Genomic DNA, 17194 nt, shown 5'->3' with positions numbered 1-17194 from the left:
CCAAAAGAAATACACCACATATAAAAATAATAAACCAGCAAAGAGAGGCTGACCATAAACAAAAAAGGGAGCTGCAAGCAGCTCCCATTCATCATCTATCATCTTACGTTTAGTGTAAGGTTCTTAAGCTTAAACGACCCGTTGGGGATTGGTAGTCGTCATAGCAAAACATAGAGCCATTACTTAAGGTAATACAGTTTTTCTGGATAATACCGTCTTCACCGACCACACCTTCATTAGTCAAATTAGGGTCAATAATCACTGATGGTGATGATGGAATGCCATCTACTTTTTGATGAGAGCTTTCATCATCAATCGTATTGGTATCATCATCTGGATCAGTGAAATCTTCATTTCCTGAATTCCACGTTACTCCAGAATGTAGGTTCATTTCCATGTACCAACCACTTCCTCCCGGCGTACAAGCATCTTCATTGGGGAGAAGTGTCGTAAAGCTCAACTTATTTGCCAACAATAAACTATTTGTTACCTGCCTCTCGCCATAATTAGTTGTATTGTCATCTTGAGTATTGACTAAATCCAAGTACCACCCTTTATGTACCCCCCAATCTATTGGGTAACTTGATACTTTTCTGTTTCTTGCGTCTTCCTCAATAATAGACTGACGTAGTAGATTGCTATATACCTGCTCACTATCGACCTGAGTTCTGCTTGTCGTGTAGTAACTTTCATCCAATTTATCCCAAATTGCATAAATTGACTGGGTAGGCTCAGCTAAATAATTGTTGTCATCTTTCTCAATATATTTACCTGTTCCAAAAGCGACTAAAACTCCTTGTCCAATCCCATAAGGGTGAACTCCAACCGAAGGGCGCGTTGTAATAGCTTGGGAAATATATGTAGCCGGAGAACCCGATTTATCTAAGCTAACGGCTGTAAATAAAGGTTTATCATCTTCATTAGCAATCTTCCAGTTTCCTACGTTGGAATCTGAAATATTGAAAACCCACATATTTCCGTACAAATCACCGGCATAAATACGGTCGGCAATACCATCACCATTTAAGTCTACCACCGCAGGGCTGGCAAGCGCATTAGGTCTGTTTAGACCGGTAGGATCAACCACAGTACCTACAGTTAATGATTTAATTAAGCTCCCATCGTCGAGGTTGGCTATATATATTGTTCCAGCATCTTCAGATGAATTATACCCATTAGAGAAGATAACCCCAACGTCTCCATTTTTAAGCTTAGCTATCGTAGGCTTTTCCCGAGTAAAGCCTAATCCGCTATAACCAGTATCAGAACTATCAATTTCCCACTTAATTTTGTTTTTGTTAGCACTTCTCATATCGCTAACATCAATAGCATATAACCCTTTAAAGCCAGTACCCAAGGTGCCTACAACAATGGTTTTATCACTATCATCTGTATATCCAGCGATTTCCCCATCTACGAAGTACTTATGGGAATAACTACTCTTAGTTAGGCTATTTAAATGTGAATAAACCTGACTCGGTATATAAGCCATGATCTCTTCGCCGTTAGCAACATCTATAACATGCACCATCCCATCGTTTGCACCGAAAACTAACACTGGTTTATCTACACTGTGCCCATTAACTTCGTCTACATAATAGGGAGTCGAGTTAACTATATCGCCCAAAGCCGATTCGCGTTCACGCATACTATAAGCTAAATCAGCGGCTTCATAGGTTCGCTCTCCGCGTAAATAGTTAATTACTGCAGTTAAGTAAGCTAACTTTTCGGCGTCTGTACCATTCAGCCCGCTTAGCAATGCTTCGATTTGAGTAACACTTAAACCATCATCAGCACCTAACAAGTCAGAGGGGACCACAAAATCAACAACTTCGTTGCTAAAGCTGTTTCTAGTGTAAATAGTTCTGCTGGAGGGGGTTACAGCATCTATTTCTTCTGCAGCTTGCCAGGTAGGGGTATCACTAAAGCTGCCACCATTACTGGAGTATGCTAATACGTTCCCACTCCAAGTATCACCTTCAAAGCGAGTTTGATACAAAAATGCCCCACTATTAAGAAAAGTATTGTTAAACACAGGTGAAGTAGATGATTGGTCATCTCCAAATGTACTTTCCAAAGCTTTGCCAATTTGAGCCTCTAACTCTCCAGCATTCGTTACAGGAAAATATGAATCCGGTTCCCCAGAGTTATTTTTGTCCCACTCACCAGCGTCGGGGAAATGGTTAGTGTTGTCTTCTGCTTCTTCAAAGCCCCCCCATTTTGCGGCATACCATAAAGGGGAAGGCAATAGATTAGCCGACGAGCTATTAGGAAAGAAATGCCTAGTCCGAGTTAACTCTAGGTCATCTACATTTGCATTTAGTGTTCGATTTCTGGAATTAAGTGGAAAGGCTGAATCTGACTGCTCTGGTGTATCTAGATAGTAGTTAACTTTGCTGCCACCGATATCTTTAACATCTAAGTAAATACCATCCTTTTCAGTACCAGAGATAACGTACCCAGCGTGCTGGTCAATACTGCCAGCAGCATACAATGAGTCTAAGGTGAGTTTTACCCCAGGAGTTTTGGTGCAATCGTCTTCATCGTCATCCACATTTGGGCAAAGATCTTTAACTTCATAGGTATATTGAACAATCATGTCCATATCATGATCAGCCCCCTGCTCTACATCTTCGAAGTTAATCCTAAATATCCCTTTAGTACTAGAAAACTCTTCCACATAATAGTCAACAATTGTGTTTGTTGGCTGAAACTCACCTTGAGCGCGATTAATACTGTATCCACCTACAGACTTAGCGAAAGGTACTATTTTAATAACATCGTCACCAACCTCAACTTCCACTTCTGGTAATGGAGAGGAAATTGCTACAACCATAGTATTAATATTCTGCTTACCTTCTTTAGTAGGAAATAAGTCAGTTTTATGCCCATAATAAGCCACCCCGGCTACGGAATAGCTCCCCTCTTTAGTGGGTTCAGCGGGTGACAAACCTCGAATAGCAGACAACGAGCTAACTGTTTTGGCCGTAGGGGCACTCTTAGTATCTGAGATATCTCCGACTGACTCACCTACAAAATAACTACCAGAAATACCTTCTTTTGTAGAAATAGTATCGAGCAAATCGGTTATATCGAAATCAGTAAGTTCGCTACCCTGGTAAGGTAAAGAGTTACCTGAAGCATCAAGTTTAATGAAATCATTCAGAGCTCCAGGAAGCTCATCAGAGTCATAAGAAGGGTTTATATCACTAATAACTAAATTATAAGGCGCCGCACAATAAGAGCGCTTCGCTATGGCGGGATCAGCCCAATTTTCGTAAGGATCATCCCAAGTTGCATACGGCAGGCCTAAAGATGCATCGATAGTTCCACTCCCTGCAGAGTAACTAGAGCTAGCACTATTTTCACCATGAAAATAACGAACACTTTCATAAAGCATTTCACCGATTGGGTTACCCCAGGATGTACACTCCCCATTGGCAATTGCTCTAGTTGCTACCCAACCACAACCATACTCTTCCGAACTATAGTTATAGCCGTAAATCTTGAGCTTGTTGATCGTACTCACAATGCCATTAACTGCGCTATCAAATACTCCAGAACTTGGATCAACTTCAGTCGAAAAATCTCCAACAGCTTTACGGAGCACACCACCAGATAAGTTTTTATCGTAACTTCCGGTGATTAGACCAAATTCGATACTGCCATTCTCGCCGTAATCGTGAAGTACACCGGTAGGTTTATAATTACCTTCTGAGTATTCCTTACAATTGTCTTCCAAGCTATCTGCCACACACACCTCAACTCTAACATTAAAAGTGTTGTGAATAGTTCGACCACTGCTGCTTAATACTGGGCGTTCAGTACTCGCCCACTCCCAAATGTTACCTGTCGGTTCTTTAGGGCTAGTTGCGCTAGGAGCCACCTCTTGTCGCACTCTTAACTGAGGAGTTCCTCCATCGGCAAAAGATGCGGTTCCAAAAAAGTGTTTAGTACCATCACTAGGTAAAGAGAATGGTGAATACATTCTAATGTTGTATTTATCAACCGCAACTGAGGTATACATCTTTCCCCAACTGTGAGCATCTTGAGGGATGAACACTCTCTCTAACACCGTTTGACTATTTTCAGTTCCGCTAGCGGCGGTATCGGTTGAGCGATAGCCGCCATACAAAACTTTTCTTAAAACATCCATACGCGACATAGTCAGATAGTTTAAAAAGTCACCACTCCAAGAGCCAACACCAGATTGAGCACAGGTTTTGTAATTAGTTGTATCGCTATCTGATTGAGCAATACCAGAATGAACAACAGATTGTTCGGGGGAGAACTTGCCCGATGCGTAGGAGTAGCAGCGATTACTATCGAAGTAACCCGCATAGTTAATCTTGTTAGGCGAGTAACGAATATCAAGTTCACCGTCACCATCTAAGTCCGAGGCATCATTATAAGCTTCGTAATAAAGTGTATGGTCTCGCCCCATTACTAACATTACCAGTGGAGGTGGGGAGCTTGCAGTATATAAAGGCGCATCAGCTAAATCTAAATTGGCCGCTTGTGAAAGCAAAGACACTGAGCTAAAGGCTAATGAACTAATGGTTGTTTTTAATAAAAATTTCATTACCAACACCCTCCAGTTGCAGCTGTAGTGCTACCAGTACTAGATATAGTGAGCGCACCGCAAGAGTCCCCACTTTGAGGACCTTTAGGGGTAGCCGTTAGCGTATAAGAAGTACCAGTAGAATTAGCCACTGCAGTTAAAGTATAAATTTCGCTAAAATCGCTACTTGGCGTATAGATACTTAAGGATGTTGAGCTTACTGCACCGCTATAATTAAGGTGCATCGCATAGTAACTTTCCATATGCTGAGCGGCTTCGACTAAAGTTCGTTTACCTTCTTCGCGCTTGGTGCTTTGCACATGGCTTAAATAACTCGGGTAGGCAATACCCGCTAGTATGGCTACGATGGCGACTGTTATCATCACCTCTAGTAACGTAAATCCTTTTACTTGTTTCACTCTATTACTCCATGAACGCTACATAAGATTGTAAATAAGTTACTGCTCCACCAGTACCTTCTGCTTTCGAGGTAATTCTTAAGAAACGACGTTTAGGTACGTTTACCCCAAGAACTAAGCCAGAATCGACACCACCATCCTCAATGATATAACGAGGTTCTCCAGCAAGAGAACTCCCTGCAGAATCAGTTACTGATGTCATTTTATTACCAACAACCCAATTATCTTTGTCTTGCCACCATTCGTCATTACTAACCACTACACCACCTTGAGTATGAGTAAAAGCAGGAGTAACCAAATTGTTTGCTGTATCTGGATTCAATAGAGCATCTTCGTGGTACGCCTGCTGGCGAACAACGAACTCCGCCTCATGAATACCAGAGGTTGCACGCGAAAAACTCATTGAATGATCTTGGTGAACGGCAGAACTTTTTCGCCCACTGGACACCTGCTGAGCAATAGCAATACCGATCATTGCGATGATAACCACCATCACCAAGGACATAATCAGCGCCATTCCACGCTGCGGAATATTGGTAGGCATTTCTAGCTTCCTTGATTGAGTAATAAGATGGTTTCGTTCACCACTTGACGAAGCCGCTTGTCATTCGCAGCGGCTATCGTTTGATCAAGTACGTTATAGCTCTTTGTATTGCTTAAGTTCCCCATAGAAACTTCTTGCGAGACCAATAAGCCTACTTTTACACGGTTAACCAGATTCCAATCAGGTACTTCATTGGCTTTATAATATTTGAACGTAGTGTCATCAACACTGCCGTAAAGCAGTTGTAGATTATCCATATCTTCATCAAATATAGTGTTGCCACTGCTGTCACGACACATCAGTTGGTTACTTGTAGAAATGTAGAAAATAATGGTTGTAACTGTATCGGCAGCCAATACTTCGCCGTCGCATTTATAGATACTTGCATTGGGTGCAGCCGCGCCATAAAAGCGAATACCGACGACATCAGTACCAGCCTTAGCGTCGGTGAAAGTACCCCGATTATCGATCCCTTGAACCATTTGACCTTCTTCCCAGGTAAACCCAAAAGCGTCAGTATTAGGCACCAAAGGTAGTAAGGTATTCTGGTAGAGTTGGTTATAGTCTCGAAAACCTGCCTGCTGTAAGTAAAGGCGCAGTGTTTGTATGCTCATACGATTTTTGCCCACTAGAAGATGGCTAGCTCTAGTGGCTTCATAGCTTTTTTGATCGCCAATTAGTGCCGCGTACAAACCGCCAACGACAATCAGAGACAGTATCAAAGCGATCATTAACTCAACTAAGCCAAAACCGGCTTGTTTTCGTATTATCTTACCCATACCGCCACCTCGCTGCATTGATGAGCGTTACCACTAGCGTCGGCTGTACAATCTTCGGCTCCTACACCACTTAAATTTGCATCCCAGGTCATTTTTACAGTGACTAAATTACTGACGTGTTGAACAGAGAAACGTAATTGGGGAATGTAAACTTTATGACTCATGAACCATTCTCGAATTTCATATTTAGCAAAATTTGAACGAGAACAAGCAGATGTAAGACAATCCATATCATCAGGCGCACTGCCATCAGCCAAATTGCTAAAATTGAACTCATTATTAATAGTAGCTTCTGGCATCGCGCTAAAACGCTGCACTAAATCCAACATAGCAACGTTAGCTGTTTGCGCAAAACGAGCTTGATGTGCAGTATTTACAGACTGAATTTGCAAAGCAGCGTGACCAAGCAAACCAATGGCAACGATAACCACCGCAATCAATAGCTCAATTAAAGTAAAACCTTGCTGTCTATGGGCAATATGTTGTTGATGGCGCAGCATATTCAATCCTCCCCATTCGTGACACAGCGATACGCTGGTCGTCATAATCATTTGAGGGGGCGCAAACGGTTAGTTCGCCCGCTAAAGCATGGCCTGTCGGAAAAAATCTGACCAAGGTACTGGTACTGCCACTGGCCGACGGGCTGTACTTGAGCTCCGCAGATTTAGGGCTAGGATATGCGACAATAATGGTATCATTAGACTCTAAACTTCCGGAACGAGTCTCATCTAAAAACACTAACCAGCCTTTATTTGCACCCCAAGCAGTTTCGCATGAAGAGCCATTTGTTGTAGGGCAAACATAAGTTGAGAGGTTACTTCGAATAGCTTCTTGCTGAGCCACCATTAGACTGTTAGCCAACAAGTCACGGGTGACTTTTTGCTTATTGTCTTGCATAAAGCCTTGAAGGGAGGGTACGGCCACCACCATCACAATTACCAATATGGCAACGGCAATCATTAACTCGATTAAGGTAAAACCTCGAGCGGTATAGCGTTGTTTGGGTATACCAAGCATTGCTTATCATCCATAACAGCGAATAATCTCACTTAACTTCCGAAAAGCAAGATGCATAGCAACTACTTAGAAACCAGTAAGATTATATATAAAAAAATCAATATATAAGCCGAACAGTTTGACAAACATCAATGACTTACACAATAAGCAAACAGGCAATAGTTGACAGATATCATATTTCCAACTACCACTTCTGTAATGCTAGCTTGACAGCAAAATTTTTTGTCTCAAATACCCAACACTTTTTCGCATAAGCATCGGCTTTAACTGATAATTATTGGCCAATAATACGCTAAAACCATTGGTGAAAAATCGTTAAAATGTGTACTCTAAATTCACGATTAATTACCGCTACTTTTTATGAAACTTCAGTCCTTACCCAGCTACGTTGATGACGCTTATGTTAATGATGTTGTCAGCGAGTGCATCAGTTTTATGAAAGGTGCTGCCCCTTGGTGGGTGAAGCAGTCTTGTTTGGAATGTCGCGAATCTAAACGCCTATTACATATCTTCTTAATTGCTTTTAGCTCTTGGCGAAAGCGACAGGCTCAACCTTCTCATAAACGAGGCGCTGGCCCAAATAACCGCTTTGACCTAGGCCCGCTTATTTATGATTTAAGTTACACGATCAATCAACTGGTCAATCAAGATATTAGTTTACTTAACGATCAACTAAAAATGTCTCTCACTGCAATTTGCCATGACTCTCAGCAATTCCTTAAAGACTGGCACAACTTAGACGTTGAGCAGTTTACCGAGACTCCTCTGTCTAACGTTTCATAACTTAACAATACACAGGTACTATGCGCTTATCTTTTCAGGCCATTGAAAACTGGCCACTTTACAGCAACGACTTAGCTAAAATCTCACCAAATGTTGAACAGGAGCAATGGCTTAGCTGGCAACAATCTAATCAACTCTACGTGGCTATTTTTAATCAGCGAGTTGTCGCATATTGTGTCTTGAGCGAAACCGATTCTTTACTGCAAATCAGCAAGTTTATTGTGCGGGATGTTACTCAGCGTCGCGGCATTGGTTTGTTTATGTTCCAGCAGTTATTACAAGTCTCTAAAAATCGCCAACTAACAGGTCTACAGTTTCCTCATAGTAACGACCCAGTGGTGCTGAGTTTTTACCAGCACTTAGGTTTAAATAATCAGTTCATATTTCAGCTATAAAAAAACCAGAGCCTAGGCTCTGGTTTTTTTAATCGCATATTCAGACTTACAGAATAATCGACTTAAGGTTGTCGTTCTTACGGTCTAAATAGTGAGTTGATTGAATCTTCCGGATAGTACGCGTTTTACCACGAACCAATAATGTCTCTGTGGTCGCAATGTTACCTTGTCGATTAATCCCTTCGAGTAAATCGCCTTTGGTAATACCGGTAGCCGAGAAAATTACATTGTCATTTTTGGCTAAATCACCCAGCTGTAATACGCTGTTCACTTGAATGTCTTCAGCTTCACAACGGCGAGTTTCTTCTTCGCCAATAGCACGGTTTTCTGGCGTATCTTCTTTCACTTGATGACGAGGAATCAAACGACCTTGCATGTCGCCACCTAATGCGCGAATAACTGCCGCAGAAATCACCCCTTCAGGTGCGCCGCCCACACAGTACATCATGTCCACTTCACTCAATGGCATACACGATAGAATCGAAGCTGCTACATCACCATCAGGAATAGCAAATACACGCACACCTAAGGTTTGCATCTCTTTAATCACGGCGTCGTGACGCGGTTTAGCCAAGGTGATAACCGTCATATCACTCAACTCTTTGCCTAATACCGACGCTACCATTTTGATGTTGTGTTCTAAAGGCATATTTAAATCAATACAACCCTTAGCTTCTGGGCCAACAACCAGCTTTTCCATGTACATGTCTGGGGCACGTAAAAACGCGCCTTTTTCACCTACAGCGAGCACAGCCACTGCGTTGTTTTGACCCATCGCGGTCATGCGAGTGCCTTCAATAGGATCAACGGCAATATCTACGCCTTCGCCGCCGGTGCCTACGTGCTCACCAATGTACAGCATGGGCGCATCGTCGATTTCACCCTCACCAATTACCACTTCGCCATCAATATCAATATCATTAAGCATGATACGCATAGCTTCTACTGCTGCATTATCAGCAATATTTTTGTCGCCACGGCCCAACCACTTGTAGCCAGCTAATGCTGCGGCTTCAGTTACGCGGGAAAAACGAAATGCCAGATCTCTTCTCATCGGAAACGCCTAATCAACTTAAAATCGTGGCGAATTCTAGCACACAATTACGTTTTATTCAGCCGAGATACTAAGCTAAAGCTTGTTGCACCAAGCTAAGCGCCTCGTCAGATAAATCCAAGGCTAATGCGGCTTGCTGCCCTTCTGGAGACATTTTCCCCCAGGTTTTTTGTACAATGCTAATGATTTTTTCGTGCTGGTGTTTGTTAGCAAATTCTACGAAGTAAAACTTCAAAAATACCAAACAGATAACATCTTCTAGAGCTTGAGTTAAGGGGTTACGTTTTAGCTTTTCTTTACGTAACAAACTGCAAGTATCGTCAATAAAACTTTCTGCCAGCTCATGTTTGCGCATAATCTCGGCAGTCAATTCTGCATGTTTCTTACCTAAATCTGTGCGCCATTTCAGATAACCCGCTCTTCCTTCGGGATAATCACTACGTAACGATAACCAACGACCAATATGCTGGGCACGAGCGGCAATTTGCAACTCTGCGGGTGGGTTTAGCATGAACTCATGTAAGCAATTGGACATTCGCTTGCCATACAAAAACTCCTTGGCATGTTCATCGCCGAGCTCATCAAAGTCTTTATTTGGGTCGTAGAGGTTAAATTGATCAATATCGTTTAATACTTGATTCAGAATATTTTGCTGCATGATTCCGGTGTTTCCCATAACTTTGTTTTATCCTTTAACATGCGCACAACATATCCTACCAAAACCACAAAAACAACACAGACAGTTACACCAAAAAAATATTGTAAAAACAGCTTATTTAACTATATGTTAAATAACGGAGCGGCATATATGACCAACATATATATCAATAAAGGAGTTAATCGCTATGCTGATTGGTGTACCTAAGGAAATAAAAAATCACGAATATCGTGTGGGCATGACACCCGCTAGTGTTAACGAGCTGGTTCAACACGGGCATCAGGTTATTGTAGAAACCCATGCCGGCGAAGGCATTGGTTTTAGTGACGCTGATTACCAAGCCGTTGGAGCGAATATTTCTAGCACCGCTGCTGAGGTGTTTGCCGCCGCCGACATGATAGTTAAAGTGAAAGAGCCGCAAGCGGTTGAGCGCGCAATGCTGCGCGAAGATCAGCTGTTGTTCACCTACCTTCACCTTGCCCCCGATCCAGAGCAGACCCATGATTTAATAAAATCGGGCGCAGTGTGTATTGCCTATGAAACAGTCACTAGCCCGCGTGGTGGCCTACCATTACTGGCACCGATGTCAGAAGTAGCAGGGCGTATGGCGATTCAAGCTGGAGCCTTGGCGTTAGAAAAATCTAAGGGTGGCCGTGGCGTATTACTGGGCGGTGTGCCCGGTGTAGAGCCAGCTAAAGTGACAGTAATTGGCGGAGGAATGGTGGGCAGAAATGCCGCGCAAATGGCAGTGGGCATGGGCGCAGACGTGACCATACTAGACCGCAGCATTGATGTGCTTCGTAGCATTGATGCAGAGTACCATGGCAAACTCAAAACCGTTTACTCAACCAGCTCGAGTATTGAGCAGTATGTACTTGAAGCAGACTTAGTAATAGGCGGGGTATTACTACCCGGTGCAGCAGCACCTAAGTTAATCACCAAAGACTTAGTCAAGCGTATGAAAAGTGGCAGCGCCATCGTTGATGTAGCCATCGATCAAGGCGGTTGTGCAGAAACATCTAAAGCAACTACTCACCAAGATCCTATCTACATTGTTGATGAAGTAGTGCATTACTGCGTAGCCAATATGCCAGGCGGCGTGGCTCGCACCTCAACCATGGCACTAAACAATGCCACCCTGCCCTACATTATCACCCTAGCCAACAAAGGTTACAAGCAAGCCTTGTTAGATGATGAGCATCTACGTAATGGCTTAAATGTTATGCACGGCCAGCTAACCTGTGCCGAAGTAGGAGAAGCTTTAGAGTTAGCTACGGTAGAACCACTCACTCTATTAGCTTAAACCAAGCAGAAACTAAAAAAAGAGCGCTTAGCGCTCTTTTTTATGGTGTACTCATTAAGTCTAAATAGGCTTAACGCTTTTTGCCGTAGCCACGATCTTTAAGACTGCGACCCCATTTATCAAGCCAAGCATCCAAACCGCTACGGGCATTGCCGGCGATTAAGCATGCCGCCGAACTAGGGCTAGAAAATTGATAATCACGCATAAACTCGTAACCTTCGCCTTGGCGACACACTACATGCTCTTCGAGTAACTGCTCACGCAATGCCAGCACTGCCGGGCGTAATGACTCTGCACCGCCGCCGTTAGCGGTTGACCCCTTCACTACCATAAAACCTGGTTTGTTTTTCGCACCTACCGGATAACCATGCGCCACTGCTTGTTTAACACTAAAAGAATAATCAGCAGTAATGGTATGAGCGCTACTCTCTACCACCAATTCACGCAGCGAAAGCAATTGTTGGTATAATTCAATAGGCAAGATAGCAGCGGTTTTTCGACCATCACTGTCTATAACAAAGTTAACTTTAGAGAGTTCGAAAGGACCGTCCATGTCAGACCTAGTGTTGAAAAGTTTGTGCAAATCTAACACAAGCAACGGGCAGATTTGAATATAAAAAAACCTCGCTAGGCGAGGTTTTTAATAAGTTTCTATTCCATGGCTGCTTTGAGCTTCTTCATGGCATTTTTTTCTAACTGCCTAATCCGCTCTGCTGAAACTTGATACTGGTCAGCCAGTTCTTGCAAGGTGGCTTTATCTTCATCTAACCAACGGCGTTGCACAATATGCGCATTACGCTCGTCTAAGGTCGCTAAAGCAGAACGCAAGCGATTTGCCGCGGCCACTTCCCAGTTCTCTTTCTCAACAAACTGGGCAACATCTGAAGACTTATCTTCTAAGTATTGAATTGGCGCAAAGCTGCCTTCACGTTCATCATCGTCGGCGGCCAGATCAAAGGCTTGATCTTGGGCACTCATACGAGATTCCATTTCCAATACATCCTTAGTGGTAACACCAAGGTTTTCTGCCACCATGTTCACTTCATCGTTACTAAACCAACCTAAGCGCTTTTTAGACTTACGTAAGTTAAAGAACAATTTACGCTGCGCTTTAGTGGTGGCAATTTTTACCATCCGCCAGTTACGCAATACGTATTCGTGAATTTCCGCTTTAATCCAATGCACAGCAAAAGATACCAAACGAACGCCTACATTAGGGTCAAAACGTTTTACGGCTTTCATTAAGCCTACGTTGCCCTCTTGAATCAAATCGGCTTGAGGCAGGCCATAACCTGCATAGTTTTTAGCTACGTGGGCCACAAATCGCAAGTGCGACATCACTAATTCACGTGCGGCCTTTAAGTCACCTTCTTCAAACAGGCGAGTAGCTAATGCTTTTTCACGCTCAGGCGTGAGCATCTCAATCCGATTAACTGATTGGATATAGGCTTCAATGCTCCCTTGTGGGACTAGCGCCATAGATGCATTTACTTGATCCATATCAACCTCAAAATATTACTCGATTAGCGAGTCTATCATAGCGTTTAGCCAAGATCTAACCCCTTCATTACTGGACCCAAGGCCTATGCGTTGGCTCACTGGCTTCCACTTGTATGACGCTCTAAATAAGAGATAGTTCACACTTTTAAGCACTTTCTAGGTGCGCTATTTTACCAAATAGGTGCAAGTTATCCCTTAAGGAGTATAGAGCGTTAATCTTCAACAAAAATTTCAAAAAGGGCTAAGTCGTTGAATAAAAATGACTTTGATCAACTTTTAAGGTTTTTTTTGCTACTGGCATCATGATTGCGTCATAGCTGACATAAGCAGTTTTAGGGTAGTGACATGAGCATACAAAGAATTAGCCAACATCCAAATAAGCACCACAATCAACAGGTTAAAGCAGCCATGGTTGATTTAGTAGGCGCTGGGCCTGGCGATCCGGAGCTGCTCACACTCAAGGCTTTACGCAGTATAGAGCAAGCCGACTTAGTGCTTTACGACCGCTTGGTAAGCCAAGACATCTTAGCGTTAATTCCGGCGACCACTAAAGCGATATACGTGGGTAAAGCCAAAGCCAATCACTGTATTCCGCAAGACCAACTTAATTTATACATGGTAGACAAAGCCAAACAAGGTTTGCGTATTTGTCGCCTTAAAGGCGGTGACCCTTTTGTATTTGGCCGCGGCAGCGAAGAATTAAGTGTATTACATGAACACGATATCCCTGCTCGAGTCATTCCTGGTATTACTGCCGCATCTGGCTGTACCAGCTATGCCGGTATTCCACTAACCCACCGCGGGTTAGCCACTGGCTGCAGCTTTATTACCGGCCACAAACAAGATGGCAAATTAGATATTGATTGGGCTCAACTCGCCCAGTTAGACCACACCTTAGTTTTTTATATGGGGCTGAGCAGCTTGCCTGAAATCAGCCAACAGCTACAACGTTTTGGTAAGAGTGCCCAGACACCCGCCGCACTAATAGAAAAAGGCTGCCAAAACGATCAACGCGTTGTTACCGGCCAATTAGACCAGTTACCTACGCTCGCCAGTGAACATCAATTGCAATCCCCTACATTAATTGTAATTGGTGAAGTTGTATCACTGCGCGAGCAACTCAATTGGCTAGCCAAGTTAGACGCGAATCAGAACCAATTTGAATTAGAAAATAGCGCTGCTTTAAGCGCATAGGAGAGAGTACATGGAACGTATCATTGTTGTCGGCAACGGCATGGTGGGTCACCATTTTATTGACCAACTGATACAGCAAGACAAGCTAGGCCAAGTTCAAGTAACAACGTTTAGCGAAGAGTCACGCTTGGCTTACGACCGAGTGCAGTTATCAAGTTACTTCTCGGGTAAAACCGCAGATGACTTGATGATGACCTCTCCTGAGTACTACGACGAACACGGCGTGCAATACTTTGTAAACGACAAAGTGATTGAAGTCCTTCCTGAAGAAAAGATTGTGGTAACCGCTAGCGGTCGTCGCGAAAGCTACGACAAATTAGTATTAGCCACTGGCTCGTATCCATTTGTACCGCCAATCCCTCGCCCAGAAGACAAAGCCGCTGAAGAAAACATTCTGGTTTACCGCACCATCGAAGATTTGGAAGCAATGACCAAATCTGGCGAGAATTCAAAAGTAGGTGTGGTAGTGGGTGGTGGTTTATTAGGCTTAGAAGCCGCTAAAGCACTTAAAGACCTAGGCATGGAAACTCACGTAGTGGAATTTGCCCCTCGCCTAATGGCCGTACAAGTATGTGACGGTGGCGGCGCAATTCTTCGCACCAAAATTGAAGAGCTGGGTGTAAAAGTTCACACCGAGAAAAATACCAAAGAAATTGTGGCAGGCGAAAATACCCGTTACCGCATGAACTTTGCCGACGGTAGCAGCCTAGATACCGATATGATTTTGTTCTCTGCTGGTATTCGTCCGCAAGATCAGTTGGCTCGCGAAACAGGCTTAGAGCTTGGTCCTCGCGGCGGCATCGTTATTAACAATCAGTGTCAAACCTCTAACCCAGACATCTACGCAATTGGCGAATGTGCTTTATGGGAAGGTAAAATTTTCGGTTTGGTCGCTCCAGGTTACAGTATGGCAAAAGTCACTGTAGACCATATTGCGGGTGAACAAGCTAAAGAGTTTGCTGGTGCCGATATGAGCACCAAGCTTAAATTAATGGGTGTAGACGTAGCCAGTATTGGTGATGCACATGCCAATACCGAAGGCGCATTAAGCTACAGCCTAAGTGACGAAGCCCGTCAGGTATACAAAAAAGTAGTCACCAATGCTGCTGGCGACCGCTTATTAGGTGCCGTGCTAGTCGGTGACGCCGATGACTACGGCAACTGGTTACAATTGTTCTTAAACGACATGCCACTGCCGGTTGCACCAGAGTATTTATTAGTACCGTCTTCAGAAGAAGGTGCCGCCGCGGCAATGGGCGTAGATTCGCTGCCAGATAGCGCTCAAATATGTTCATGTTTCGACGTCACCAAAGGTCAAATTTGCCAAGCAGTACGTGATGGCGCCACCACCATGGGCGATATTAAAGCCACCACTGGTGCAGCCACAGGTTGTGGTGGTTGTAGCGCATTAGCGGTGCAAGTAATGAACGCCGAGCTAGAAAACTTAGGCGTAGAAGTGAGCAACGACATTTGTGAGCACTTTGCTCACTCGCGCGCCGAGCTCGCCGACATTGTTCGCGTGAAAAAGATTAAAACCTTTGAGCAGCTACTTAGCGAACATGGCAAGGGCCACGGGTGTGAAATCTGTAAACCAGCAGTGGGTTCAATCTTAGCCACCTTCTGGAATGACTACGTTCTAAAAGACGACCACATTAGCCTGCAAGATACCAACGACATCTTCTTAGGTAATATGCAAAAAGACGGTACCTACTCTGTAGTACCACGCATTGCCGGTGGAGAAATCACTCCAGACAAATTGATTGTGCTGGGTGAAGTTGCCAAAGAATACGATCTTTACACCAAAATCACTGGTGGTCAGCGGGTAGATTTATTTGGCGCGCAACTGCACGAGCTACCAAAAATTTGGAGCAAATTAATTGATGCCGGTTTTGAAACAGGCCACGCCTATGGTAAGTCTTTACGTACCGTTAAGTCGTGTGTTGGTTCAACCTGGTGTCGTTACGGCGTACAAGACAGTGTAGGCATGGCGATTCTATTAGAGAATCGCTACAAAGGCTTACGCGCGCCACACAAGATTAAGTTTGGTGTGTCAGGGTGTACTCGCGAGTGCGCTGAGGCACAAAGCAAAGATATCGGCATTATTGCTACTGAAGGCGGTTGGGGTCTTTATGTATGTGGTAATGGTGGTATGCGCCCTCGACATGCCGACTTATTCGCCACCGATTTAGACGACGTAACCCTAATGCGTTACATCGACCGCGTATTAATGTTTTACGTGCGTACCGCAGATCGTTTACAACGTACTTCTGTTTGGCTAGAAAACCTTGAAGGCGGCGTAGACTACCTAAAAGAGGTGGTTATAGAAGACAAGCTACACATTTGTGAAGAGTTAGAGCAGAACATGCACCACGTAGTTGAAAGCTACCAGTGCGAGTGGAAATCAACGGTAAACGATGAGAAGAAACTTGCCCGCTTTAGCCAGTTTATTAACGCCGATGAACCAGACAACAATTTGCAATACGTTCGTGAGCGTGGCCAACGTCGCCCTGCTACCGAAGAAGAGCGTATTCAAACCATCGAAATTGTAGAAGCACCATAACAAGGAGAGTAATGATGAGTGAATTAGCAACTGAAACATGGACAGAAGTTTGTCGCAAATCGCAGCTTAGCCCAGGAACTGGTGTGTGTGCCTTGGTCAAAGGCAAACAAATCGCCATCTTCTGGGAAGGCATTAGCGACCAAATATTCGCCCTGAGTAACTACTGCCCATTTGGCAAAGTAAACATGTTGTCACGCGGCTTAATTGGTGATTTCAAAGGCGAATTAATGGTGGCATCACCGTTATACAAGCAACGCTTTAGCTTGCAAACAGGCCAGTGTTTAGACGACGAAAGCGTCTCTATCCCCACCTACCAGGTCAAGATTGAAGGCGATGCGATAAAAATCGCCGCTTAAAAAACACCATAAAAAAACAATGATAAACCACGTCGAATATCGACGTGGTGAGAGACGCTTTAACTTTTTTT

The 17194-nt window shown here is 43.8% G+C and carries 16 protein-coding genes; 6 read left to right on the top strand and 10 right to left on the bottom strand.

The genetic code is table 11. The features are described from left to right. Positions 1-109: 109 nt before the first annotated feature. The 6 genes from FFR00_RS10990 to FFR00_RS10965 are packed head-to-tail and all read right to left on the bottom strand — an operon-like array spanning position 110 to position 7320. Positions 110-4582, bottom strand: coding sequence for a pilus assembly protein (locus FFR00_RS10990; protein ID WP_137673444.1), 4473 nt, complete (start codon positions 4580-4582; stop codon positions 110-112). Continuing rightward, positions 4582-4980: a type IV pilin protein gene (locus tag FFR00_RS10985; RefSeq protein WP_137673443.1), complete on the bottom strand. Its 399-nt coding sequence runs from the start codon at positions 4978-4980 to the stop codon at positions 4582-4584. Before FFR00_RS10985 ends, FFR00_RS10990 begins: the two co-directional genes overlap by 1 nt. Before the next feature lie 4 nt (positions 4981-4984). Further along, positions 4985-5524, bottom strand: coding sequence for a hypothetical protein (locus tag FFR00_RS10980; RefSeq protein WP_137673442.1), 540 nt, complete (start codon positions 5522-5524; stop codon positions 4985-4987). 2 nt (positions 5525-5526) lie between these two features. After that, positions 5527-6303, bottom strand: coding sequence for a PilW family protein (locus FFR00_RS10975; protein WP_161985149.1), 777 nt, complete (start codon positions 6301-6303; stop codon positions 5527-5529). Next, positions 6291-6803, bottom strand: a complete 513-nt coding sequence (pilV, locus tag FFR00_RS10970) for a type IV pilus modification protein PilV (RefSeq protein ID WP_161985148.1) — start codon at positions 6801-6803, stop codon at positions 6291-6293. Before pilV ends, FFR00_RS10975 begins: the two co-directional genes overlap by 13 nt. Beyond that, positions 6772-7320 carry a GspH/FimT family pseudopilin gene (locus FFR00_RS10965; RefSeq protein WP_137673460.1) on the bottom strand — a complete coding sequence of 183 codons (549 nt, stop codon included), beginning with the start codon at positions 7318-7320 and terminating at the stop codon, positions 6772-6774. The genes pilV and FFR00_RS10965 overlap by 32 nt, the downstream gene beginning before the upstream one ends. A 360-nt stretch (positions 7321-7680) precedes the next feature. Here FFR00_RS10965 and FFR00_RS10960 point away from each other — a divergent pair, with 360 nt between their 5' ends. Further along, positions 7681-8103, top strand: coding sequence for a hypothetical protein (locus FFR00_RS10960; RefSeq protein WP_137673440.1), 423 nt, complete (start codon positions 7681-7683; stop codon positions 8101-8103). Positions 8104-8123: 20 nt separating this feature from the next. Further along, positions 8124-8498, top strand: a complete 375-nt coding sequence (locus FFR00_RS10955; RefSeq protein WP_137673439.1) for an acetyl-CoA sensor PanZ family protein — start codon at positions 8124-8126, stop codon at positions 8496-8498. A gap of 46 nt (positions 8499-8544) precedes the next feature. On the opposite strand, the gene glpX is transcribed toward FFR00_RS10955, so the two are convergent. Further along, the gene (gene glpX, locus FFR00_RS10950; protein ID WP_137673438.1) at positions 8545-9552 is read right to left on the bottom strand and encodes a class II fructose-bisphosphatase; all 1008 of its coding nucleotides are present in this window, start codon (positions 9550-9552) and stop codon (positions 8545-8547) included. A gap of 70 nt (positions 9553-9622) precedes the next feature. Beyond that, positions 9623-10228, bottom strand: coding sequence for a DUF4202 domain-containing protein (locus FFR00_RS10945; RefSeq protein ID WP_201798733.1), 606 nt, complete (start codon positions 10226-10228; stop codon positions 9623-9625). A 169-nt stretch (positions 10229-10397) separates the two neighbouring features. On the opposite strand from FFR00_RS10945, the gene ald reads away from it, so the two are divergent. Then, positions 10398-11513, top strand: coding sequence for an alanine dehydrogenase (gene ald, locus FFR00_RS10940; RefSeq protein WP_137673437.1), 1116 nt, complete (start codon positions 10398-10400; stop codon positions 11511-11513). A 70-nt stretch (positions 11514-11583) separates the two neighbouring features. On the opposite strand, the gene FFR00_RS10935 is transcribed toward ald, so the two are convergent. Together FFR00_RS10935 and rpoH are read right to left on the bottom strand one after the other, a co-directional pair. Then, positions 11584-12066 (bottom strand): DUF4357 domain-containing protein, encoded by a 483-nt coding sequence (locus FFR00_RS10935; protein WP_137673436.1) that lies wholly within the window; start codon positions 12064-12066, stop codon positions 11584-11586. A 98-nt stretch (positions 12067-12164) separates the two neighbouring features. Beyond that, on the bottom strand, positions 12165-13013 hold the full coding sequence (rpoH, locus tag FFR00_RS10930; RefSeq protein ID WP_137673435.1) for an RNA polymerase sigma factor RpoH: 849 nt from the start codon (positions 13011-13013) through the stop codon (positions 12165-12167). Between the two features lie 345 nt (positions 13014-13358). On the opposite strand from rpoH, the gene cobA reads away from it, so the two are divergent. From cobA to nirD, 3 genes are read left to right on the top strand one after another with little or no spacing between them, the layout of a single operon-like run. Continuing rightward, positions 13359-14207 (top strand): uroporphyrinogen-III C-methyltransferase, encoded by an 849-nt coding sequence (gene cobA, locus FFR00_RS10925; RefSeq protein WP_137673434.1) that lies wholly within the window; start codon positions 13359-13361, stop codon positions 14205-14207. Between the two features lie 10 nt (positions 14208-14217). Then, on the top strand, positions 14218-16767 hold the full coding sequence (nirB, locus tag FFR00_RS10920; RefSeq protein ID WP_137673433.1) for a nitrite reductase large subunit NirB: 2550 nt from the start codon (positions 14218-14220) through the stop codon (positions 16765-16767). Positions 16768-16778: 11 nt separating this feature from the next. Further along, a complete protein-coding gene (gene nirD, locus FFR00_RS10915; protein ID WP_137673432.1) occupies positions 16779-17123 on the top strand; it encodes a nitrite reductase small subunit NirD in 345 nt (114 codons plus the stop codon). Positions 17124-17194: the final 71 nt, after the last annotated feature.

The organism is Agarivorans sp. Toyoura001 (assembly GCF_005405585.1).
GTDB lineage: Bacteria > Pseudomonadota > Gammaproteobacteria > Enterobacterales > Celerinatantimonadaceae > Agarivorans.
Note: the sequence above shows the minus strand (reverse complement) of the source record. Positions and strands in the feature narration are given on the sequence as shown.

Coding starts and splice junctions, on each gene's coding strand:
- FFR00_RS10990 (WP_137673444.1), bottom strand. CDS start 4,582: ATGAAATTTTTATTAAAAACAACCATTAGTTCATTAGCCTTTAGCTCA.
- FFR00_RS10980 (WP_137673442.1), bottom strand. CDS start 5,524: ATGCCTACCAATATTCCGCAGCGTGGAATGGCGCTGATTATGTCCTTG.
- FFR00_RS10975 (WP_161985149.1), bottom strand. CDS start 6,303: ATGGGTAAGATAATACGAAAACAAGCCGGTTTTGGCTTAGTTGAGTTA.
- pilV (WP_161985148.1), bottom strand. CDS start 6,803: ATGCTGCGCCATCAACAACATATTGCCCATAGACAGCAAGGTTTTACT.
- FFR00_RS10965 (WP_137673460.1), bottom strand. CDS start 7,320: ATGCTTGGTATACCCAAACAACGCTATACCGCTCGAGGTTTTACCTTA.
- FFR00_RS10960 (WP_137673440.1), top strand. CDS start 7,681: ATGAAACTTCAGTCCTTACCCAGCTACGTTGATGACGCTTATGTTAAT.
- FFR00_RS10955 (WP_137673439.1), top strand. CDS start 8,124: ATGCGCTTATCTTTTCAGGCCATTGAAAACTGGCCACTTTACAGCAAC.
- glpX (WP_137673438.1), bottom strand. CDS start 9,552: ATGAGAAGAGATCTGGCATTTCGTTTTTCCCGCGTAACTGAAGCCGCA.
- FFR00_RS10945 (WP_201798733.1), bottom strand. CDS start 10,228: ATGGGAAACACCGGAATCATGCAGCAAAATATTCTGAATCAAGTATTA.
- ald (WP_137673437.1), top strand. CDS start 10,398: ATGCTGATTGGTGTACCTAAGGAAATAAAAAATCACGAATATCGTGTG.
- FFR00_RS10935 (WP_137673436.1), bottom strand. CDS start 12,066: ATGGACGGTCCTTTCGAACTCTCTAAAGTTAACTTTGTTATAGACAGT.
- rpoH (WP_137673435.1), bottom strand. CDS start 13,013: ATGGATCAAGTAAATGCATCTATGGCGCTAGTCCCACAAGGGAGCATT.
- cobA (WP_137673434.1), top strand. CDS start 13,359: ATGAGCATACAAAGAATTAGCCAACATCCAAATAAGCACCACAATCAA.
- nirB (WP_137673433.1), top strand. CDS start 14,218: ATGGAACGTATCATTGTTGTCGGCAACGGCATGGTGGGTCACCATTTT.
- nirD (WP_137673432.1), top strand. CDS start 16,779: ATGATGAGTGAATTAGCAACTGAAACATGGACAGAAGTTTGTCGCAAA.